The organism is Carboxylicivirga agarovorans, assembly GCF_050589845.1.
Taxonomy (GTDB): Bacteria; Bacteroidota; Bacteroidia; order Bacteroidales; family Marinilabiliaceae; genus Carboxylicivirga; species Carboxylicivirga agarovorans.
The window spans coordinates 72553-90526 of sequence record NZ_JBNGPA010000011.1 but is presented as its reverse complement, the minus strand read 5'-3'; the positions used below and the strand labels follow the sequence as shown (position 1 = coordinate 90526).

Sequence of the window (17974 nt, the reverse complement as noted above, 5' to 3'; positions counted from 1 at the left end):
AACATCAGGATTTATTCAATAGTTCCTGTAACTCTTCATCTGTCACACCCATTTCCATTTGCCCTTTACTAAAAAAAGAAATTCGTCCGGTTTCCTCAGAAACAACAATGGCGTGCGCGTCAGTGGACTCGGTAATACCCATGGCAGCGCGATGACGCAATCCAACACGCTTGGGCAGATCCGTATTTTGAGAAACTGGCAGAATACATCCTGCTGCTTTAATTTTATTCCCGGTTATTATCACAGCTCCATCATGCAAGGGACTGTTCTTAAAAAATATATTTTCCAATAGCTGGGTTGATATCACTCCGTTGATCAGCTCTCCTGTTTGCACATAATCAAGCAGTTCTGAATCTTTTGTAATAACAATCAACGCCCCTGTTTTGGTTTTTGCCAGAGAGACACAGGCCCTTACTACAGGCTTATTATAAATAGACATCATTCCTTTTGATTGCGACATAAAGACTTTATCCATTGAAAAGCGATTGGTCACATTATAGCGCGATCCCAGTAAGAGCAGAAATCGTCTGATCTCCTGCTGAAAAACCACGATAAAAGCAATAACTCCAACATTTACAATATGATCAAGGATGGTCGAAGACAGCTCCATCCCAAAGGTTTTGATCAAGACCCAGAAAATAACAAAGGCAAAGATACCCAGCATGATATACAGCGCCACCGTTCCTTTAATGAGCTTATAGACGCGAAACATCAGATAAGCCACCAAAACGATGTCGACTAAATCAATAAATCGTATATCCAGAAATGTCATTTAGTAATCAGGCTTTTTTAAGTTGACGCACTAAATTAATACATTCTACGGCTTCTTTGACATCATGCACCCTTAAAATATCAGCGCCATTCAATAAAGCAACCGTATTTAAGGCAGTAGTTCCGTTCAAGGCCTCTTTCGGAACAACATCGAGTAACCTATATATCATTGACTTACGCGACACACCAACCAACATGGGCAAGTCAAACAGATCAAATTGATTTAATTCGCGCAAAAGTTCATAATTATGTTCTAATGTTTTACCAAAACCAAAACCGAGGTCTAAAATGATGTCTTTGGCCCCATAGGCTCTCAGCTTTTTTAACTGTTCAGCAAAAAACAAACTGATATCACCAATCAGATTATTATATACCGGATTTTGTTGCATGTTCTGAGGAGTCCCCTGCATGTGCATTAAAACATATGGCACGCCCAGCCTGCCAATCATTTCAAACATGCGATCATCCATCATCCCCCCTGATATATCGTTGATTATATCAACTTCAAAGTCATTAACAACTAATTCGCTAACCGAAGCGCGAAAGGTATCAACCGATAAAATGGCATCAGGGTGTCGCTTTCGAATCCATGTTAAAGCCTGAGTGAGGCGCTGCACTTCTTCCTCTTCTGAAATATGGATGGCTCCAGGCCGTGATGAATAAGCACCAATATCAATAACTTTAGCGCCCTCAATCAATATTTGCTCACACCGTTCCTCTATATCTTTTTGTAACTGATATTTTCCTCCGTCAAAAAAAGAATCGGGAGTAATATTCAATATACCCATCGCTATGGGATCTGTTAATTCAACCAGCTTTCCTTTTATATTGATTGTATGCATTTTACTACTTTTTAGAAGCCCAGGCAAAAATTTATTTAAACATGATGTGCCTGAAATTGTTAATTCTCATACAAAGCTAAAACAAAATATTAGCTCAACACCAGACAAATAAATTTTGGTTGAAGATTCAACCGTATGTGAAATTAAGTATTAGTCAGATTTATTAACAATTATCGCTGTTTTTACTAAATAGAGAATTTTTTCATTAAATAGAATCAATTAGATGTTTTTAATATTCAGATACATACAACCTCAACCTCATTTACTAACAAACGTTAAAGCCCCAAATTTTCAATGTAGGGCTAAATAAAGTTTTATATTTGCGTGTGCAAAAAATTAAACACTAAACAGGGGAAGTGTTAAGTGTTGTCCACATGCACTTTATCTGGATTTATAGAAATTTGATATAACACTAAATTAATACCTTTTTATTATGAAAGTAACTGTAGTTGGAGCAGGTAATGTAGGTGCAACTTGTGCTGATGTTCTCGCTTATAGAGAAATTGCAAATGAAGTTGTACTAGTTGACATTAAAGAAGGCGTTGCTGAGGGAAAGGCGCTTGACATTTGGCAAAAAGCTCCGATTAACTTGTATGATACAAGAACAATTGGATCAACTAACGATTATGAGAAAACAGCTGGTTCTGATGTAGTAGTAATTACATCTGGTCTTCCACGTAAACCAGGGATGACTCGTGACGACCTGATCTCAACTAACGCAGGTATTGTTAAATCAGTAACTGAGCAGGTTGTAAAACATTCACCTGAAGCGATTATTATTATCGTATCAAACCCATTGGATGTAATGACTTACCAGGCTCATTTAACATCTAAATTTCCACGTACAAAAGTAATGGGTATGGCAGGTATTTTAGATACAGCCCGCTACCGCGCTTTCTTAGCTGAAGAGTTAAATGTATCTCCAAAAGATATTCAGGCAGTATTAATGGGTGGACACGGTGACACCATGGTACCGCTTCCACGTTACACTACTGTTGGTGGTATTCCTGTAACTGAACTTATCGATAGCGAAAAACTGGACGCAATCATCGAGCGCACTAAGTTTGGTGGTGGTGAGTTGGTTAAATTGATGGGTACTTCTGCATGGTATGCCCCTGGTTCTGCTGCTGCACAAATGGTTGAGGCTATTGTAAGGGATCAGAAGCGTGTATTCCCTGTGTGTATTAAATTAGAAGGTGAGTACGGTATCGATGACTGTTACCTTGGTGTTCCTGTAATTCTTGGTAAAAATGGTGTTGAGAAAGTGATTGAACTGGATCTTAATGCCGATGAGAAAGAATTGCTGGAAACAAGCCGTAAGCACGTTCTTGAAGTAATGAGCGTACTGGATAAAGCTTAATTATCTGCTAAGGAAGAATAAGACCGACGGCAGAAGTGAAGCTCTGTTCAACACGTTCTTATTTTAGCACTTATTAAGCTACAAAATATAAAGTTCTGTCATTGATTTGGCAGAACTTTTTTTGTTTGTTCGAATCCGAACAGCCTCTTGTTGCAATACCGTTCAAAATTTAGCAGATAAAAAACTCTTAAATACACCTATTAATCTATATATCTGTTACTTATAAAGTGTGGCACACATTCTGATATACCATTGACGTAACAAACAATGGAGGATTTAGAGATGAAAACTACAGTTAACCATAGCCACAAGAACTCAGTAATTAACTACCTGTTTTTCGGTATTGCAGCAAGCATTTTTACTTTGAGTATATTCTTTTCATATTTCCAGAAAGACGAAAACGTAAATCTTATTAAAGATATGTCATACGTGATTAATTCACGATTAACCAAGCCGGTAGCAACAGCGCCAATTACAGAAACATATGCAACAAACCTGAAAGAGTTATTTGCTGACACAGAAGCTCCTTTAGAAATTGAAGCCTGGATGACACAACCTTTTGAAGTAGCCTCAAGCACTTCAACAGAAGCTGCAGTTGCCACTACAACAGCAATGACTATACCAACTACATTCACTGAGAACCCTATCGTTGTTGAAGAATGGATGACCGATATAAACAGCTGGACTGTAGCTTCATCAAACACTTTTGAAGAAGAAGCTTTAAGAATTGAAAGCTGGATGTTAAACACAAGCGACTGGGCTGGATTAAACGACAACAGCGGATTTGCTTCTAACGAATTTGTTAACGAACAACTTCACATCGAAGCCTGGATGCTTAACCTGGACAGTTGGTCATCAGTATTCAATGATGCTGATTTTGACGAAGCTCCACTAGTAATTGAAAGCTGGATGCTTAGCACAGATGACTGGATGGCAAACGCTAAATAACCATTAATATACGTTCCTTCATTAAGCCGGACTTTATAGTTCGGCTTTTTTGTGTCTTAAATCTCATGATCAATGAAAGAGCCACTATCTCCCCTCACCCATCACTCCTTGTTTAAACATGGCACTGTATGTCCTATTTGTGCTGATATCCGTTTATTTACCTAAAGAATACCAATTAACAAGCATCTACACGGCACCAGACTTTCTTTTCTTCAGGTATACAAAGCCAAGGCACACCAGCACTATCAATAAGATTACGAAATATACACTTGTGGAAATGCTCTTGATCATTGAGAAACTACTTACCATAGCAACCGAAGAACTTGTTAAATCAGGATAGCTATTCAACATCGTTATTATTCCAATATTTTCTATATAATCTGAAATTCCCGCAATTAATGGAATCAGACATAAATACCGGAGTGGTGACTTAAGTGTGTTCAACTTCTTTAAGAAATAGCCCAAAAGCAAACAGTATGAAAGACCGAAAAGTACAGGGTAAATAAAATCGACCGGGATCTGTTTAGTCAGGTAAAACTCACGTCCTTCTTCACCAAGAGAACTGAACAATTCAACGACATAATCCATATCATACCCTCCAGGCATCATATCCAACAGTTTCAGACCGTTTGAATAGTCCATGGTTTTGGGAATTGTAACAGCCAACATAAAAACGTAAACAACATTTGTAAATAGGAATAGCCACAATACCTTTTTCCCTGTACTGTTCTTTTCAATAAAATTTGAGAATAGCTTCATGTCTTTTTGTATACGTGTCACTACAAGGCAAATTAAAACAAAGCAAAGATTGCTCTTTCTAAAATACATTCAACCGGACTGTCCTAAATAACAGCTCGCAAAGTACAGAATAACAAAACTATACTTTGCGGCCTTTTTTATTTCCTGGCGTCCTTTGCCTGGACTAATATCTGAATTAGCTCAATTGCTTACTCTGAGTAGTCGTTCTGAAAGTTCATTAACTTATCGGCATCTCTTTGAAATCTATCCAACAAGTCTTTGGAGAATGAATCAATTATTTTTGCTTCTCCTTCATTAATGCCTTCGCTTGCCTCTGCAATAATTTTCATCGCTTTAATAAATTCTTCATACTGAGGAGCAGGACCATAGCTATGACAAAAGTTTATTACCTTATTATAGATTTCATCAATAGGCATTGATTTTGACTCCTCGTATTCAAACGACCAAAGGACCTCCGATCCAAAACCGTGATTTTTAAATAATTCCTTAAGCTTTTCCTTTTCTTCCTCCTGTATAACCCCATCGGCTTTTGCAACAGCATAAAGCAGTTCTCCTAAAACTTCATAAAGTCTCTCTATTTTCTTCATGGTACTATTATATCAATTTTAAAACGTGTCTTTACCAACCACAATTGCTAAAAAACAATCAGTTTTTAAACTTAAGAATTTTAATCGTAAGGTGGTGCATTCTATAAAATCAAAACCTTACTACTTCTCGTAATAAATAACACAGCTTGCAGATAATTGAAGACATGGAATGCTGATTTAAAAAGTTCATACACATTTTCCAATGCAGTTAAATAACAATGAATCATTATCATCCTACTTTACAATAATGTATGTGTAAAGTAAGAAAAATGAGGATTCCATCAAAAAAAGCCCCCAAAGTGGCTTCGGTAATTCTTTGAGGTTTCTTCGGGGCCGCTTCGGTATTTGTTCGGTACCGCTTCGGATCAACCTCGCTGGCAGCGAGGTTGATCCCGAAGAAGGCCCGTGTTTGGCAGGAGACAGGCACTTTTATGACTGGAGGCTGTCTAGTGTGTTGACTTTCTATTATTTTGATAAATACAAACTAAAAATCAAGGCCTTGGATATCGTAATATATAAGCGATTTATATCATCCTGTATCATTTAAGTTACCTGGCATTAATTGAGGCTAAAATATCCGATGCTTTAATGGACCACCCTATTGTAGAGCCTGATGTGATTTTCGTTGATGCACAAAGTGGGTAAACCCACTTGACAGGACGATTATTACAGTTGTTGAATCCTGAAAACATGGTCTTGCCTCTCATTTATTAAAAAAGATCAAACAATCAACGTTTTTTTTTGTAACCGTTTGAATAACAATGCAGTCAAATACACAGCGGTTTATGTTTTTCTGATTGAAATGAATGACCATTCGTCCAGGACATTGATGATTAACAGTGACCAATAACCATATAATACAACCAGACATGAAAGAATTAAAATTATTAAGCATTGCTTTTGTCATATGCATTGCAATGGCTTGCTCAAGCAAAGAATCGGCTCCTTTTTTAGTTGAAGAAACATGCCCTATTGAGGTACCGGAAGACCTGATCGCCTCAGGAAAATTTAAGTATGGCTACGTTAAAGTTCCTGAGTTTCATAACAAGCCCAATGGCAGACAACTGGAATTAGCTGTGGCTGTGTTTAAATGCCTTGGCGATTCTGCAACTCACCCACCCTTTGTTTTAAATACCGGGGGGCCTGGTTTATCCAACATTGATAATTTCGTGCCTCTTTTTGCCGACGCCGGACAACTGTTTCTGAATAACAGGGACGTGGTGATCATTGAACTACGGGGTTTGAAATATTCAAAACCTTATTTAAATACACCTGAAATAGTAAACCTTCAAAACTACCTTGTTGATAAGCACCTGACGGCCGATGAAACATTGACATTGTATTGTGATAGCATTAAAAGCGCCTATCTGCGATTTAACAAACAGGGAATTAATCTATCAGCGTTCAATTACAAAGAAACAGTCAGTGATATCGTATATGTAATGAATCATTTAGATTATGACACATTCTCATTATTTGGTTCTTCAGCCGGGACAATCGTCGCACAACAATTAATGATGGATTATCCTGAAAAACTGGAAGCTGTCATGTTAAATGCAGTCGTAGATATGAATTTTGCCCTGAACGGGATGTATGCCAATACCATCAACATGCTGGAAAAGATCTTTGATGAAGTAGAAAACAACGAGCAGTATGCCTCTGCTTACCCCAACCTGAAACAGCGTTTTTTAGCAACACTTGAAAAGCTGAATACAGGGCCAGTCACAATTTTGACTAAACGGCCAGGAACAGAAGAGGAATGCAGAGTTGTAATCAACGGCGACAGAGTCAGCCTTTGGCTATTTATGGAAATGTACTGGAATACCCAATTACCATTATCCATGCATAAGATCATTGAGGGAGATTATTCTGAATTGATAAATAACCCAAGGGCATTTTTTCCTATTGAAGACTTTAGTAATGGATTATCATTTAGTTCAATAATAGCTGGCTGGCCAAAGGCGGATGATAGTCAGTTGTTTTTAGATAGCGAATACAGTGGCTTTATCAATGGCTTGAAAACATTAATGTTCGGCCCTTTATTTATGGATGAAATCCGTAAGTTCTGGCATGTTAATGATATATCAGAACAATACCAGACGATGGCAACCAATGTACCAACCCTAATACTTAACGGAAAATGCGATCATGTTTGCCCTTATGGCTATGCCGAAAAACTGGCATCACAATTTGAGCATGCTCAGTGCTTTGTTTTTGACGGAATTGCGCATTCCCCTGTTGATTACGGTGATTGTGGTATTATGCTGATAAAACAGTTTATTGACAATCCTTACAGCGAGTTGAATGGTGCCTGCGTGCAAGCTTTTAAAGCAGGTTATCAGTTACCTGAATAGATCGTCTGATTACTTAAGAACCATTACCCTGTATACAAACATAAACACCCATCAGTTTCACCTGTTCATTGACTTAGAGCAGGTGAAACGACTCAACCCGTAAAGAGGATACGGCCGTTGGGGCATGTTGCAGCCGGTCACAGCATCAAGCTATAACTAAAAAGAGATGCCGGTTAACAACAGGGCCGGTCAACTTCAAGACCATGTCGTTTTATCGTTAAATTTGGAGAAGGCAACTAAAATCGCTTCAGCAATTCATCATTAAACCTGCAAGGGTATCCTTCCTAAATTATCCATTGCAATTTTCTCTTTGAAACACTGGCATAATTCGCAACTTTTACCATTTCAGAACAACCTGCATTGTTATTCACTAAATAATTGCCTGCTCCCAACAGGCTTTATTCCTTTTTGCAAAAAAACAGTCCCCTATCCACATCAATAGGACTATTTACCACTAAGCATCCACATATGATATGCGAATGTATATAAATGCAAAAACGCTTCAACCGACTGATACATATCCATTCGTACTCCGCATAGACAGCACTTAACTTTACCATAGAATAGCAAAAGGTATAACACTTAAAACTCGGAAAAATGATCTTACTAGTCCTATTGGTTGTCAAATTGTTTTCTCTTAATCTGATCTTTGAGAAATCAATAGCTCCCTCGCTCCCAACCGCCAATGAGAGTGAGTGGGTCTGTGTTAAAAGAAGCAATGGCTTCAGGCTGTTTGAAAGATGGGTAAAAGTCAACGACACCCTCTTTGTACGAGAACGAAAAGGTGAAATTATTGCAGGATGTTCCTTAAGTGAGGCAGAACACTATTTAAGTGATTACACGATGATAAGTGACTGGATGAAAGGAATCAAATCAGTAAAAAACATTTCGGAAGATTCCAGTCAACTGGTGCATATTATTATTCATCTTCCCTGGCCATTCGCCAATCGTGACCTGATTGCACGCTATCATTTTTACAAACTGACTCCTGGAAAAAGCATTGTTCGCCTGCAAAGTGATGAACACATGGAGAACCCAGCCTCCAAATGCATACGCATTACTCACTATGAGGCTTCCTGGTCAATGGAACAAATAGGTGATGAACAAACTAAAATAGTCTTCATAACCCAATCCAACGAACCACCAATGTTCCCCGAATGGATACAGGAACCTGTTATTAAGAAACTTTTCACAAAAAACCTTTTACGTTTAAAGGAACGATTATCAGAGATATAAATCAGATCATCCGGCAAATAACCAAATCATGTGCAGTAAATTAGCCATAATAACAGGAGCCACAAGCGGATTAGGTAAAGCCTTTGCTTATCATCTGGCGAGAGAAGGATGGCACCTCATTCTTACCGGCCGCCGTATGAATTGTTTGCGCAGCATCCAATCAGATCTTGAGATCAGGTTCATGGTTCGTGTTCGTGTTTACGGTGTTGATTTTTTTAACTCCGAAGAGCTCAATGAGTTTACACAATATATTTCTCAACTCCCCCGGATTGATATGCTTATTAACAATGCCGGCTTTGGTAACCGAAAAGACTTTTATGAGGAATCCTTCGCTGACCAGAATAAGATGCTAAAAGTTCATATTACGGCTACCTCACAAATTATACATGAAGTTGTTCCGGTAATGAAGCGACAGAATAATGGCATCATTATCAACGTGTCGTCGCTTTGTGCATATCTTCCGGCTCCGCTTAGTTATTTCTATTGCGCCAGCAAAGCCTTTATCGTGAGTTTGTCTGAATGTATGCACATTGACTTAAAAAGATTCAATATCAAAGTGCAGGCCCTTTGTCCCGGATTTATCAAAACCGAATTCCACAAACGAATGGGATTATGCACACATAATTCCTGGTTGGAAGAAAAAATACTTTACATGGATAAAAGGGCGGTTGTCAATACCAGTCTCAAAATGTTGTCATCGAGCAGAGTGATATGCATTCCAGGTCTTGTGAATAAGTTTATCTATCAGATAGCCCAGGTGCTTCCGAAGACATTGTATTACAAATTAACGACTCTGCAGACCAACAAATATAAAAACAGAGAACTATTAAGCACCTAAACCACCTACCATGAAAACACTATTAAAATATGCACTTGTTACCGGTGCCGGCATGGGATTAGGAAAAGCCATGGCCATTCACCTGGCCTCCCTGGGGCATAACCTGCTTCTTATCGCCCGACATGGTGAAGGGCTGGTTCAGCTATGCGATAAGCTGTCGAGGCTCTATGAGATTAAAGTACATTGTATGGAGGCGGATTTTACCAATGAAAAAACCTTTGGGCGATTAGAACAGTGGCTTAAGAGCTATTCCGTCAATATTCTTGTTAATAATGCCGGTATTGGCGGGTCAAATTACTTTCTTGATGCCAAAATTGAAAGCATTGATGCCATTATAAAAGTCAATATCAGGGCAACTGTTTTACTAACCCGCCTTTTGATTGAAAACCTGCATAAAAATACACCTGCATATATCTTAAATATCGCGAGCATGGCCTCTTGTTGTCCAATTGCTTTTAAAACCGTTTATCCAGCCTCCAAATCATTTATCTACTCCTTTTCGAGAGGATTACATCAGGAACTAAAAAGTTTGAATATCCATATCAGCGTATTGATGCCCGGTCCTATTAAAACCAATATGGAAATTAGTTCTCGAATTGATAAACAAGGTTGGTGGGTGAAAGCCGGGTTACAGAAACCGCATGAAATAGCAGAAATAGCCATTAAAAAAATGTTTAAACAGCAAAGCGTCATTATCCCTGGATATATCAACAAAATTAACTGGCTACTCTTGAAATTATTACCCAAAAACGTCAGTATTCCAATGGTTTCGAATGCTATTAAAAACGAACTTCCGGAAGTGGCTGCTAAATTAAACGCTCATGCTTTAGCCAATTAATTGTCGCCATCAGCCCATCACTGAATGGCGTTGAAACATATCCAAGTTCCTTTGTGGCTTTCGCTATTGAAATATGCCAGTCAGAGAATAACTTTTGGATCAAGCCTATGGTCAACAATGGAGGTGACGACCCTAATCGGGCAAAACCCTGAGCATTACTATGATAGTCCATACCTTCATATAACCAATAAATTATCCTTTTAACGGATTATTTCAGCCCTTTTGATTTTCTCAGGTTTTCGACGGCCAGATATAATTTGTTAAAGAACCTGTTGCGCTCCTTTTCGCCTACCTGACTAATAAGGTTAGCTTTGGATATCAGAATTTTTTGAAACTCCTGTATATTTTTACAGAAAGTTTCATCAGTGGACTGCAGAAGTCCAAGTACATTATAGGTCATGAATACACTGCTCCTGTTATCCTGAATAACAGATATGGTGTTGTCATTCAATACAATTTCATTCTCATATAGGGTGTATGAATTTTCTATTCCATGAGGCTTATGACCATACAGATACTTGATTCCCAGCTCAGCTTGTTTCTTATTGTGATTGAGCCAGGTTTCAATACTATCAATAAGACTGATAAAATCAGTCTCACTCTCAAAATAGCCTGAAATCCAATAATATTCTATCTGCCTTAGTAATATTCTGAAAGTGTCCTCATTCCATATTTCAATCGTTGGAATTTGCAATGCACAGGATGATATAGCTTTACAGGTGGTAACTATTTCGGGCTCAAGCCAATCAACCCTAAACTTTTTCCCTTCCAAATCCCGTGCATGGAAAAGAGTTTTTTCCCAAAAGAAAAACTTAAAAGCGCTAATCTCCGAAAACTGAAGATACTGGAAAATCGGCGGATCCTTTGCAGCATAGATGATCTGCTTCTCTTTCGACTTGCTAATCTGCTGAAGCCTGGCATCAATAAAACTCAACCACAACTTTTTATCAAAAGCCCCCGGCCCTACATAAAAATGCTTGAACGTCATAAAGCGCTTGTCCTCATCCACCAGGTTATCCAAAGAACAATTGAAATGTTTGCACAACAGAAAAGCCTCGTCAATTGTCAGTGGCTTTTCATTTCTCATTCTTCTGTATGCACTGTCATAGCTAATCCCTAGCAACTCCGAAACTTCATGAACAAGTGACAGATTTGAAGGTAATTTTTCTTTTATCTGTTTAAAGAGGACTTCTTGTATACAATATTGGGCGTTCATACCTTAAAGTTAGCCCTATAACATCAATAAATCAACGAATAATTAACTCACTCAAAGACAAATAACCTATTCGTTGACAGTCAGATTTCTAATAAGTATGCAGGTTTGCATTCATAAGCAGCAACGATCAGGTCCCCGAACTTACTTGCCTATTTTTTTCAATACCTTCAATAGCACCTCTTGTGGTCATAATACCAAGGTCTGTATTACTACATCATGCGAGATGCTGTATTTTAACGGGCGTTGAATCCAGTTATATTAATTCATTATGCAAATCATATAAATCTGGAAATAAGTTGAGATTTAGACATTCAAGAAGTTTAATGGATTTTGCCTAAAAAACTGAAGTAAAACATTTTGAACTTCTTTATTTCAAGCTCTTTTACTTTCCGATGGAGCTGCGGGGCCTTGTAAAACATTTTAATTAAAAAAAATACGCAGGCGTATCAGAAGATGCCGTGGGTTGAATTGAAACGTTTCTGTGCTTTATTTTCCATGAAACCAGCAATCAGATATGAGAAGATTACATCTGATCAATTAGCTCATTCTTACAATCGACCTGGATTATTAATAAGACTCATTCTAAACTATCTAAATATCTACATACTTTTATGTCATATCTAATTATCTATATATTTTTGTTTCTGGATTATTCGATGTGAGAGGTATATTGATACACGATTAGGATTTCCACGTATTAATATGAATTAATTTAAGTCATTTAAAAAAAAGAAGAATGAATAAAACGATAACCTATTCTGTTTTATTAACGGTGATTGTTTTGTTACTGGTGAATTTCTTTCATCGTGATAAACCGCTTAATTTATCGCAATACGAGCTAAAGCAACAATACGCAAGTAAGCATGAACAAGCGGTTGATCACAGCCAGTTTAAAATTCTAAAACAAAACTTTGAAACGCCCCAAGATGTAACAGAGGCTTGTTTAACATGCCACAATCAACGGCATGAAGAAATAATGCAATCCAATCATTGGAACTGGGAACGTGTTGCCTACGTTGAAGGAAAAGGTATCTCTAAAATGGGTAAGAAAAATGTGTTGAATAATTTCTGTATCGGTGCCAGCACCAACGAACAGGCATGCGCTAAATGTCATATTGGTTTCGGCATGTCGCACAACACGTTTGATTTCAACAATGCCAGAAACGTGGATTGCATGGTATGCCACGATCAGAGTGAAGAATACATTAAAGGTGCCGCTTTAGCAGGTTATCCCGATAGAAATGTCAATCTGAATAAAGTGGCACAAAGCGTTGGACGTCCTAATAAAATCAACTGTGGAGCCTGTCATTTCTATAGTGGTGGTGGTAACAATGTGAAGCATGGTGATTTGGAAGAAGCCCTTCTTTCCTGCGACAGAGAAATGGATGTTCACATGGCAGCCAATGGCATTAACATGGACTGCGTTGACTGTCACACAGCAGATAAGCATCAAATAAAAGGTAAGCTATATTCGGTATCTTCAACCAATGTTAATCGTTTGCGATGCGAAGACTGCCATACAGCGAAGCCTCACCTGGATGATGTATTGAATCGTCACTTCTCCAAAGTTTCTTGTCAGACTTGTCACATTCCGACCTATGCCAAAGAAAATTCTACTAAAATGACATGGAAATGGTCAGAAGCGGGAAAAATGGACAGCAATGGACAACCCTATCATGAAGAAGATTCATTGGGTAACCACACTTACTTATCTATTAAAGGAGAGTTTGATTGGGCAAATAATATAGAGCCGGAATATAAATGGTTTAATGGTAATGCTCAGCATTATGCTCTGGGTGATACTGTTTCAATTGCTCCGGTGCAGGTGAATAAATTATTGGGCTCGGCCGGCGACATCAATTCTAAGATCTATCCTGTAAAAATTCACCGAGGCGATCAGATTTATGACCCCAATACGAAAATGCTCATACAGCCTAAGGTTTATTCTGCAACAAAAGGTGACAGCGCCTATTGGATGGATTTTGACTGGCACCTGGCAGCTGAAGCAGGTATGAAAGGTGTTGGATTGACATACAGTGGCGAATATGAGTTTATTGAAACAGAAATGTACTGGCCAATAAACCATATGGTCGCCCCTAAAGATAAAGCCTTATCATGCGATGAATGTCATGTGAGAGACAATGGTCGACTGGCTTCACTTAATGATTTCTATTTGCCGGGTCGTGATAAGAATGATTGGATTGACTTAATTGGCAGCATGCTACTATGGGGAGCCTTAGCTGGTGTTATTATCCACTCTTTAGCGCGAATAATCAACGCATATAAACGAAAAGAACTTGAATCAAAATAAATTAACAATGCGACAAGTATATATCTATAGAAAATTTGAGCGCTTCTGGCACTGGAGTCAGGCAGCTCTTATCCTGTTCCTGGCACTAACAGGATTCGAAATTCATGGTTCTTTTGCTTTGCTTGGATTTGAAAAGGCAGTCAGCTTTCATCGAATAGCATCCTACCTACTGTTAGCATTAATTGCATTTTCCATATTCTGGCACTTTACAACCGGAGAATGGAAACAATATATTCCAACCATTTCGAAACTAAAAGAGCAAATACAATACTATACAGCAGGCATCTTCAAAAATGCCCCTCACCCTACAATTAAGTCTGTACGTAAAAAACTAAATCCGTTGCAGGCCATCACATACCTGGGATTTAAAGTCCTGATGGCGCCGGTAATGATACTGACAGGTTTATTATACCTCTATTACAAAACGTTTGATGTTAACGACATTATTATTGTTAGTGACATTCCATTGGAATGGATAGCCTGGTTGCACACATTTGGAGCCTGGCTATTATTAGCATTTGTTATAGTACACGTTTATATGACAACAACAGGTCACACCATTACTTCTAACATAAAAGCAATGCTAACTGGTTGGGAATTGCTGGAGGAGGAAGATAAGACAAGTGAGAAGAAAGAAGGTGAGGAACAAAAAAAAGAATTACAATGAAAGAAGCACCTAAGAAATACATGAATCCGTATCTAGCCGGTTTTTTCCTGGGCTTTGTGTTATTAACAACAATCTATGTAACAGGACGTGGGCTGGGCGCCAGTGGCGCTATTAAGAGTTTTGTTGTTCAAACTGTAGAAACAGTCGCTCCGGAGCACGCAGCAACAACCGATTATTATATTACCCAAAAACAAAATAATCCTGGAGGACCTTTGAAGTCATGGCTGGTTTTCGAGGTAATAGGTGTCGTTATCGGCGCTTTCTTATCTGCGGTAATGTCGAACAGAGTAGCTGTGAAAATTGAAAAAGGTCCAGGCGTCCGTAATGGCGTTCGGATAGCAGCGGCCATTTTTGGAGGTGCCCTTTTTGGTTTTGGCAGCCAACTGGCCCGAGGTTGTACCAGTGGTGCGGCACTAAGTGGAATGGCCGTTATGTCATTTGGTGGAATTATAACCATGATGGCCATCTTCGGTATGGCCTATGCTATGGCATGGTTTTTCAGAAAATTATGGATTAATAAAGGAAATTAGTTATGGGACCATTAGTACCAGATATTATCAGTAATGAATTTAATTTTATAATCGCCATTATTGTAGGAATGGGATTTGGCTTTGCGCTTGAACAGGCCGGATTTGGCTCTACACGTAAACTGGTGGGACTATTTTACGGATATGACTTTACAGTTTTAAAGGTGTTTTTTACTGCCGGTGTAACGGCAATGGTAGGTATCAGCTTACTGAATCATCTAGAGCTATTAAATGTTGACATCATTTTTATTAATCCAACATTTTTGTGGGCTGCCATTATTGGCGGTGTCATAATGGGAGGTGGTTTCATTATCGGAGGCTTTTGTCCCGGAACCAGTGTCGTAGCTGCTGCCAGCGGTAAGGTTGATGGCTGGGCTTTTGTTTTCGGCGCAGGCATTGGAATTTTTGCTTTTGTGGAAGGATATCCTTTAATAAAAGACTTAATGATAGCAGAAAACTTAGGTGATCTGCTGGTTTTCGAATTGATGGGTATTTCGCGTGAAGTCTTTGCCCTTATGATGGTATTCGTAGCTACAGGTGCATTTATCGGCGTTACAATCATTGAAAACAAGGTGAATAATAAAGCCACCCAATGGCTTAAAAAAGATATCACCAAGTACAGTATAGGTATTGGCTTAGCAGCGCTCATCGTTGTGATAACCATGATAACGCCAACACGCAGTGAACTGATGACCCAACGTATCGATGCGAAACTCGCTTCGGGTAATTGCGAACTACAACAAATGGAAGGGGATAAACTGGCATATGAGCTAATGCACCAATATTATCAATTCAATGTTATTGATGTTCGTTCTGCTGAGGAATTTAATAAATTCCATATTCCAACAGCTATCAATATTCCATTGGACAAACTACACCAGCCCGAAAACAGGAGCCTGATTGTTCAAAACATTAAAACCAACGTTTTTTATGGTGCATCAACTAATGAAGCACAACGTGCCTGCCTTATTGCGCAATACCTTGGCAAAGCCAACAATTTTGCATTAGGCAGCTCTGCCGATGAATTTAATACAAACTTCTTTTTACTATCATCAGATACACCTGACAACAAGATAGATAACGAAGTTTATGTCTTTAGAAAAACTGCCGGCCAAAAATTAAAAGAGATTGGCGAAGCGGTTGCTAACCTAAGCAAACCTGTGGTTAAAAAAACCAAACGTGTACAAGGTGGATGTAGTTAATTACACATTCATATATTCCCAAAACACCCTGAAGGCTTTTTCTTTCGGGGTGTTTTTTTATATCCACCCGCCTTCCATCAATAATACAATGTCGCTTTTTTACAAGATATCGTTAGGTACATTCGATAGTTTTGCATCATCAACCTTTAAATAATAAATGATGAACAAACTTATTGCATGGGTAGAAATACCAGTATCAGACATGACGAAAGCCATAAGCTTTTACAATGCTGTATTCAACCTTTCCTTAAAAGCCCTGGACTTTGGTCATGAAGAAATGGCCCTTTTTCCAAATGATGAAGGCGCCTTATCGAAAGCTAAAAACTTTGCTTCTTCCACCAATGGCACTTTAGTCAGTTTAAATGCACCTGATAACATGGACGATACAATATCCAGAATTATCACTCATGGTGGTAAAATTGTTATTCCAAAGACTAAGATTGAAGCAGAAGGGCGGGGCTATTTTTCCACCTTTATCGACTGTGAAGGCAACCGAATTGGCCTATACAGTCACGCATAAATACCAAATACTCATTTGCAGGGGCATGTCCCCCTGCTTATCTTTACAAAGTGAATTTCAGAATCATACCTCCTTCACCACCCTTGTCCGGCATTGTAAAACATTACTGGATTATGGAATATTGCTATGCTAACAAGCAAAGTCATAGCCAACGCATTATTCCTACTGGTCTGCCTGAGTTAACGTTTTTCCTGGGGGATAAAGTGAGTTCTATAGATCCTGGAAGAAATTATAATTCCAACGCAGTCCTCTCCGGACAACAAAAAGGCTATTATGAACTCTCGGCTTCCGGGCATTTAAGACTTATCGCAGTAACATTTTTACCTCATGGACTGGCTTCTTTAGACAGGATTATACCTCCTGATCTATATAACTTTAGTGTGGATGCAAACCTGATATGGGGCAACGATATCAATATACTTTGCGAAGAGTTATACAATGAAAAAATGATTTACAACCAGATCAATCTAATCGAAAACTTTCTGGTTCGTCGTCTTTCTATCAATAAAGTAAACCACAATATTCAACGCATCGATCACATTATTCCGCAGATAAGTCCGGTACGTATTCAGTCCATTAATACACTATCACAAAAAGCTTGTTGGAGCCGAAAACAATTTGAACGTTCCTTTTCTGCAATGATTGGTTGCTCGCCCCGCCAGTTTATTAATACCATACGTTTCCAGTATGCAATTAACCTAAAAGCATTGCGCCCGGATAGCTCCCTACTGGACATCGCATTAGCTTCGGGCTATTATGACCAGGCACATATGGCGAATGATTTCGTGAAACATTCTGGCCTATCACCACGCGACTTTTTTAAGACCTGCCCTCCCACATCTGACTATTTCGGGTTGTAACATTAATAAATTTGGTAATCAGGAAAAGCCTGCTGTTGCAGATCGATCTTACATAAATATTACCAATCGCTAAATCGACCTTATCGCAACATTTAAAAGAATTAAAAGATGCCATAAAGGTTTTAGATAAAGTCAAAA

At 38.6% G+C, this 17974-nt stretch carries 18 protein-coding genes; 12 read left to right on the top strand and 6 right to left on the bottom strand.

Translation table 11 applies throughout. The annotated features are described in order from the left end of the window. Nucleotides 1-4: 4 nt before the first annotated feature. Nucleotides 5-772: a diadenylate cyclase CdaA gene (gene cdaA / locus ACRD69_RS13120; RefSeq protein WP_430815553.1), complete on the bottom strand. Its 768-nt coding sequence runs from the start codon at nucleotides 770-772 to the stop codon at nucleotides 5-7. Nucleotides 773-779: 7 nt separating this feature from the next. Continuing rightward, entirely contained in the window at nucleotides 780-1613 is an 834-nt protein-coding gene (gene folP / locus ACRD69_RS13115; protein WP_430815552.1) for a dihydropteroate synthase, read from the bottom strand. A gap of 433 nt (nucleotides 1614-2046) precedes the next feature. Here folP and mdh point away from each other — a divergent pair, with 433 nt between their 5' ends. Both mdh and ACRD69_RS13105 read left to right on the top strand, forming a co-directional pair. Further along, nucleotides 2047-2973, top strand: coding sequence for a malate dehydrogenase (gene mdh / locus ACRD69_RS13110; RefSeq protein WP_430815551.1), 927 nt, complete (start codon nucleotides 2047-2049; stop codon nucleotides 2971-2973). Nucleotides 2974-3240: 267 nt separating this feature from the next. Then, nucleotides 3241-3921 carry a hypothetical protein gene (locus ACRD69_RS13105; protein ID WP_430815550.1) on the top strand — a complete coding sequence of 227 codons (681 nt, stop codon included), beginning with the start codon at nucleotides 3241-3243 and terminating at the stop codon, nucleotides 3919-3921. Nucleotides 3922-4107: 186 nt separating this feature from the next. Here ACRD69_RS13105 and ACRD69_RS13100 read toward each other — a convergent pair whose 3' ends face one another. Together ACRD69_RS13100 and ACRD69_RS13095 are read right to left on the bottom strand one after the other, a co-directional pair. Further along, complete coding sequence (locus ACRD69_RS13100) at nucleotides 4108-4701, bottom strand: hypothetical protein (protein ID WP_430815549.1); 594 nt, start codon at nucleotides 4699-4701, stop codon at nucleotides 4108-4110. Nucleotides 4702-4868: 167 nt separating this feature from the next. Further along, nucleotides 4869-5267: a hypothetical protein gene (locus ACRD69_RS13095; protein ID WP_430815548.1), complete on the bottom strand. Its 399-nt coding sequence runs from the start codon at nucleotides 5265-5267 to the stop codon at nucleotides 4869-4871. 869 nt (nucleotides 5268-6136) lie between these two features. Here ACRD69_RS13095 and ACRD69_RS13090 point away from each other — a divergent pair. From ACRD69_RS13090 to ACRD69_RS13075, 4 genes are all read left to right on the top strand, one after another. Further along, a complete protein-coding gene (locus ACRD69_RS13090) occupies nucleotides 6137-7621 on the top strand; it encodes an alpha/beta fold hydrolase (RefSeq protein WP_430815547.1) in 1485 nt (494 codons plus the stop codon). A gap of 597 nt (nucleotides 7622-8218) precedes the next feature. Continuing rightward, nucleotides 8219-8857 carry an SRPBCC family protein gene (locus ACRD69_RS13085; protein WP_430815546.1) on the top strand — a complete coding sequence of 213 codons (639 nt, stop codon included), beginning with the start codon at nucleotides 8219-8221 and terminating at the stop codon, nucleotides 8855-8857. Nucleotides 8858-8885: 28 nt separating this feature from the next. Beyond that, a complete protein-coding gene (locus tag ACRD69_RS13080; protein WP_430815545.1) occupies nucleotides 8886-9695 on the top strand; it encodes an SDR family NAD(P)-dependent oxidoreductase in 810 nt (269 codons plus the stop codon). A gap of 10 nt (nucleotides 9696-9705) precedes the next feature. Continuing rightward, nucleotides 9706-10533, top strand: coding sequence for an SDR family NAD(P)-dependent oxidoreductase (locus tag ACRD69_RS13075; protein ID WP_430815544.1), 828 nt, complete (start codon nucleotides 9706-9708; stop codon nucleotides 10531-10533). Here ACRD69_RS13075 and ACRD69_RS13070 read toward each other — a convergent pair. Beyond that, on the bottom strand, nucleotides 10502-10705 hold the full coding sequence (locus tag ACRD69_RS13070) for a hypothetical protein (protein ID WP_430815543.1): 204 nt from the start codon (nucleotides 10703-10705) through the stop codon (nucleotides 10502-10504). The two genes, ACRD69_RS13075 and ACRD69_RS13070, sit on opposite strands and share 32 nt — an antisense overlap. A gap of 36 nt (nucleotides 10706-10741) precedes the next feature. Continuing rightward, nucleotides 10742-11620, bottom strand: a complete 879-nt coding sequence (locus ACRD69_RS13065; protein WP_430815542.1) for a hypothetical protein — start codon at nucleotides 11618-11620, stop codon at nucleotides 10742-10744. Between the two features lie 865 nt (nucleotides 11621-12485). Here ACRD69_RS13065 and ACRD69_RS13060 point away from each other — a divergent pair. The 6 genes from ACRD69_RS13060 (at nucleotide 12486) to ACRD69_RS13035 (ending at nucleotide 17836) form a co-directional block, all read left to right on the top strand. Then, the gene (locus ACRD69_RS13060) at nucleotides 12486-14060 is read left to right on the top strand and encodes a tetrathionate reductase family octaheme c-type cytochrome (RefSeq protein ID WP_430815541.1); all 1575 of its coding nucleotides are present in this window, start codon (nucleotides 12486-12488) and stop codon (nucleotides 14058-14060) included. A 7-nt stretch (nucleotides 14061-14067) separates the two neighbouring features. Further along, nucleotides 14068-14727 (top strand): cytochrome b/b6 domain-containing protein, encoded by a 660-nt coding sequence (locus ACRD69_RS13055; RefSeq protein WP_430815540.1) that lies wholly within the window; start codon nucleotides 14068-14070, stop codon nucleotides 14725-14727. A 20-nt stretch (nucleotides 14728-14747) separates the two neighbouring features. Next, nucleotides 14748-15257 carry a YeeE/YedE thiosulfate transporter family protein gene (locus ACRD69_RS13050; protein ID WP_430815539.1) on the top strand — a complete coding sequence of 170 codons (510 nt, stop codon included), beginning with the start codon at nucleotides 14748-14750 and terminating at the stop codon, nucleotides 15255-15257. A gap of 2 nt (nucleotides 15258-15259) precedes the next feature. After that, complete coding sequence (locus tag ACRD69_RS13045) at nucleotides 15260-16456, top strand: rhodanese-like domain-containing protein (RefSeq protein WP_430815538.1); 1197 nt, start codon at nucleotides 15260-15262, stop codon at nucleotides 16454-16456. A 160-nt stretch (nucleotides 16457-16616) separates the two neighbouring features. Beyond that, entirely contained in the window at nucleotides 16617-16976 is a 360-nt protein-coding gene (locus tag ACRD69_RS13040) for a VOC family protein (RefSeq protein WP_430815537.1), read from the top strand. 50 nt (nucleotides 16977-17026) lie between these two features. Beyond that, a complete protein-coding gene (locus ACRD69_RS13035) occupies nucleotides 17027-17836 on the top strand; it encodes a DUF6597 domain-containing transcriptional factor (protein WP_430815536.1) in 810 nt (269 codons plus the stop codon). The last annotated feature ends 138 nt before the right edge of the window (nucleotides 17837-17974 follow it).

Coding starts and splice junctions, on each gene's coding strand:
- cdaA (WP_430815553.1), bottom strand. CDS start 772: ATGACATTTCTGGATATACGATTTATTGATTTAGTCGACATCGTTTTG.
- folP (WP_430815552.1), bottom strand. CDS start 1,613: ATGCATACAATCAATATAAAAGGAAAGCTGGTTGAATTAACAGATCCC.
- mdh (WP_430815551.1), top strand. CDS start 2,047: ATGAAAGTAACTGTAGTTGGAGCAGGTAATGTAGGTGCAACTTGTGCT.
- ACRD69_RS13105 (WP_430815550.1), top strand. CDS start 3,241: ATGGAGGATTTAGAGATGAAAACTACAGTTAACCATAGCCACAAGAAC.
- ACRD69_RS13095 (WP_430815548.1), bottom strand. CDS start 5,267: ATGAAGAAAATAGAGAGACTTTATGAAGTTTTAGGAGAACTGCTTTAT.
- ACRD69_RS13090 (WP_430815547.1), top strand. CDS start 6,137: ATGAAAGAATTAAAATTATTAAGCATTGCTTTTGTCATATGCATTGCA.
- ACRD69_RS13085 (WP_430815546.1), top strand. CDS start 8,219: ATGATCTTACTAGTCCTATTGGTTGTCAAATTGTTTTCTCTTAATCTG.
- ACRD69_RS13080 (WP_430815545.1), top strand. CDS start 8,886: ATGTGCAGTAAATTAGCCATAATAACAGGAGCCACAAGCGGATTAGGT.
- ACRD69_RS13075 (WP_430815544.1), top strand. CDS start 9,706: ATGAAAACACTATTAAAATATGCACTTGTTACCGGTGCCGGCATGGGA.
- ACRD69_RS13070 (WP_430815543.1), bottom strand. CDS start 10,705: ATGGACTATCATAGTAATGCTCAGGGTTTTGCCCGATTAGGGTCGTCA.
- ACRD69_RS13065 (WP_430815542.1), bottom strand. CDS start 11,620: ATGAGAAATGAAAAGCCACTGACAATTGACGAGGCTTTTCTGTTGTGC.
- ACRD69_RS13060 (WP_430815541.1), top strand. CDS start 12,486: ATGAATAAAACGATAACCTATTCTGTTTTATTAACGGTGATTGTTTTG.
- ACRD69_RS13055 (WP_430815540.1), top strand. CDS start 14,068: ATGCGACAAGTATATATCTATAGAAAATTTGAGCGCTTCTGGCACTGG.
- ACRD69_RS13050 (WP_430815539.1), top strand. CDS start 14,748: ATGAATCCGTATCTAGCCGGTTTTTTCCTGGGCTTTGTGTTATTAACA.
- ACRD69_RS13045 (WP_430815538.1), top strand. CDS start 15,260: ATGGGACCATTAGTACCAGATATTATCAGTAATGAATTTAATTTTATA.
- ACRD69_RS13040 (WP_430815537.1), top strand. CDS start 16,617: ATGAACAAACTTATTGCATGGGTAGAAATACCAGTATCAGACATGACG.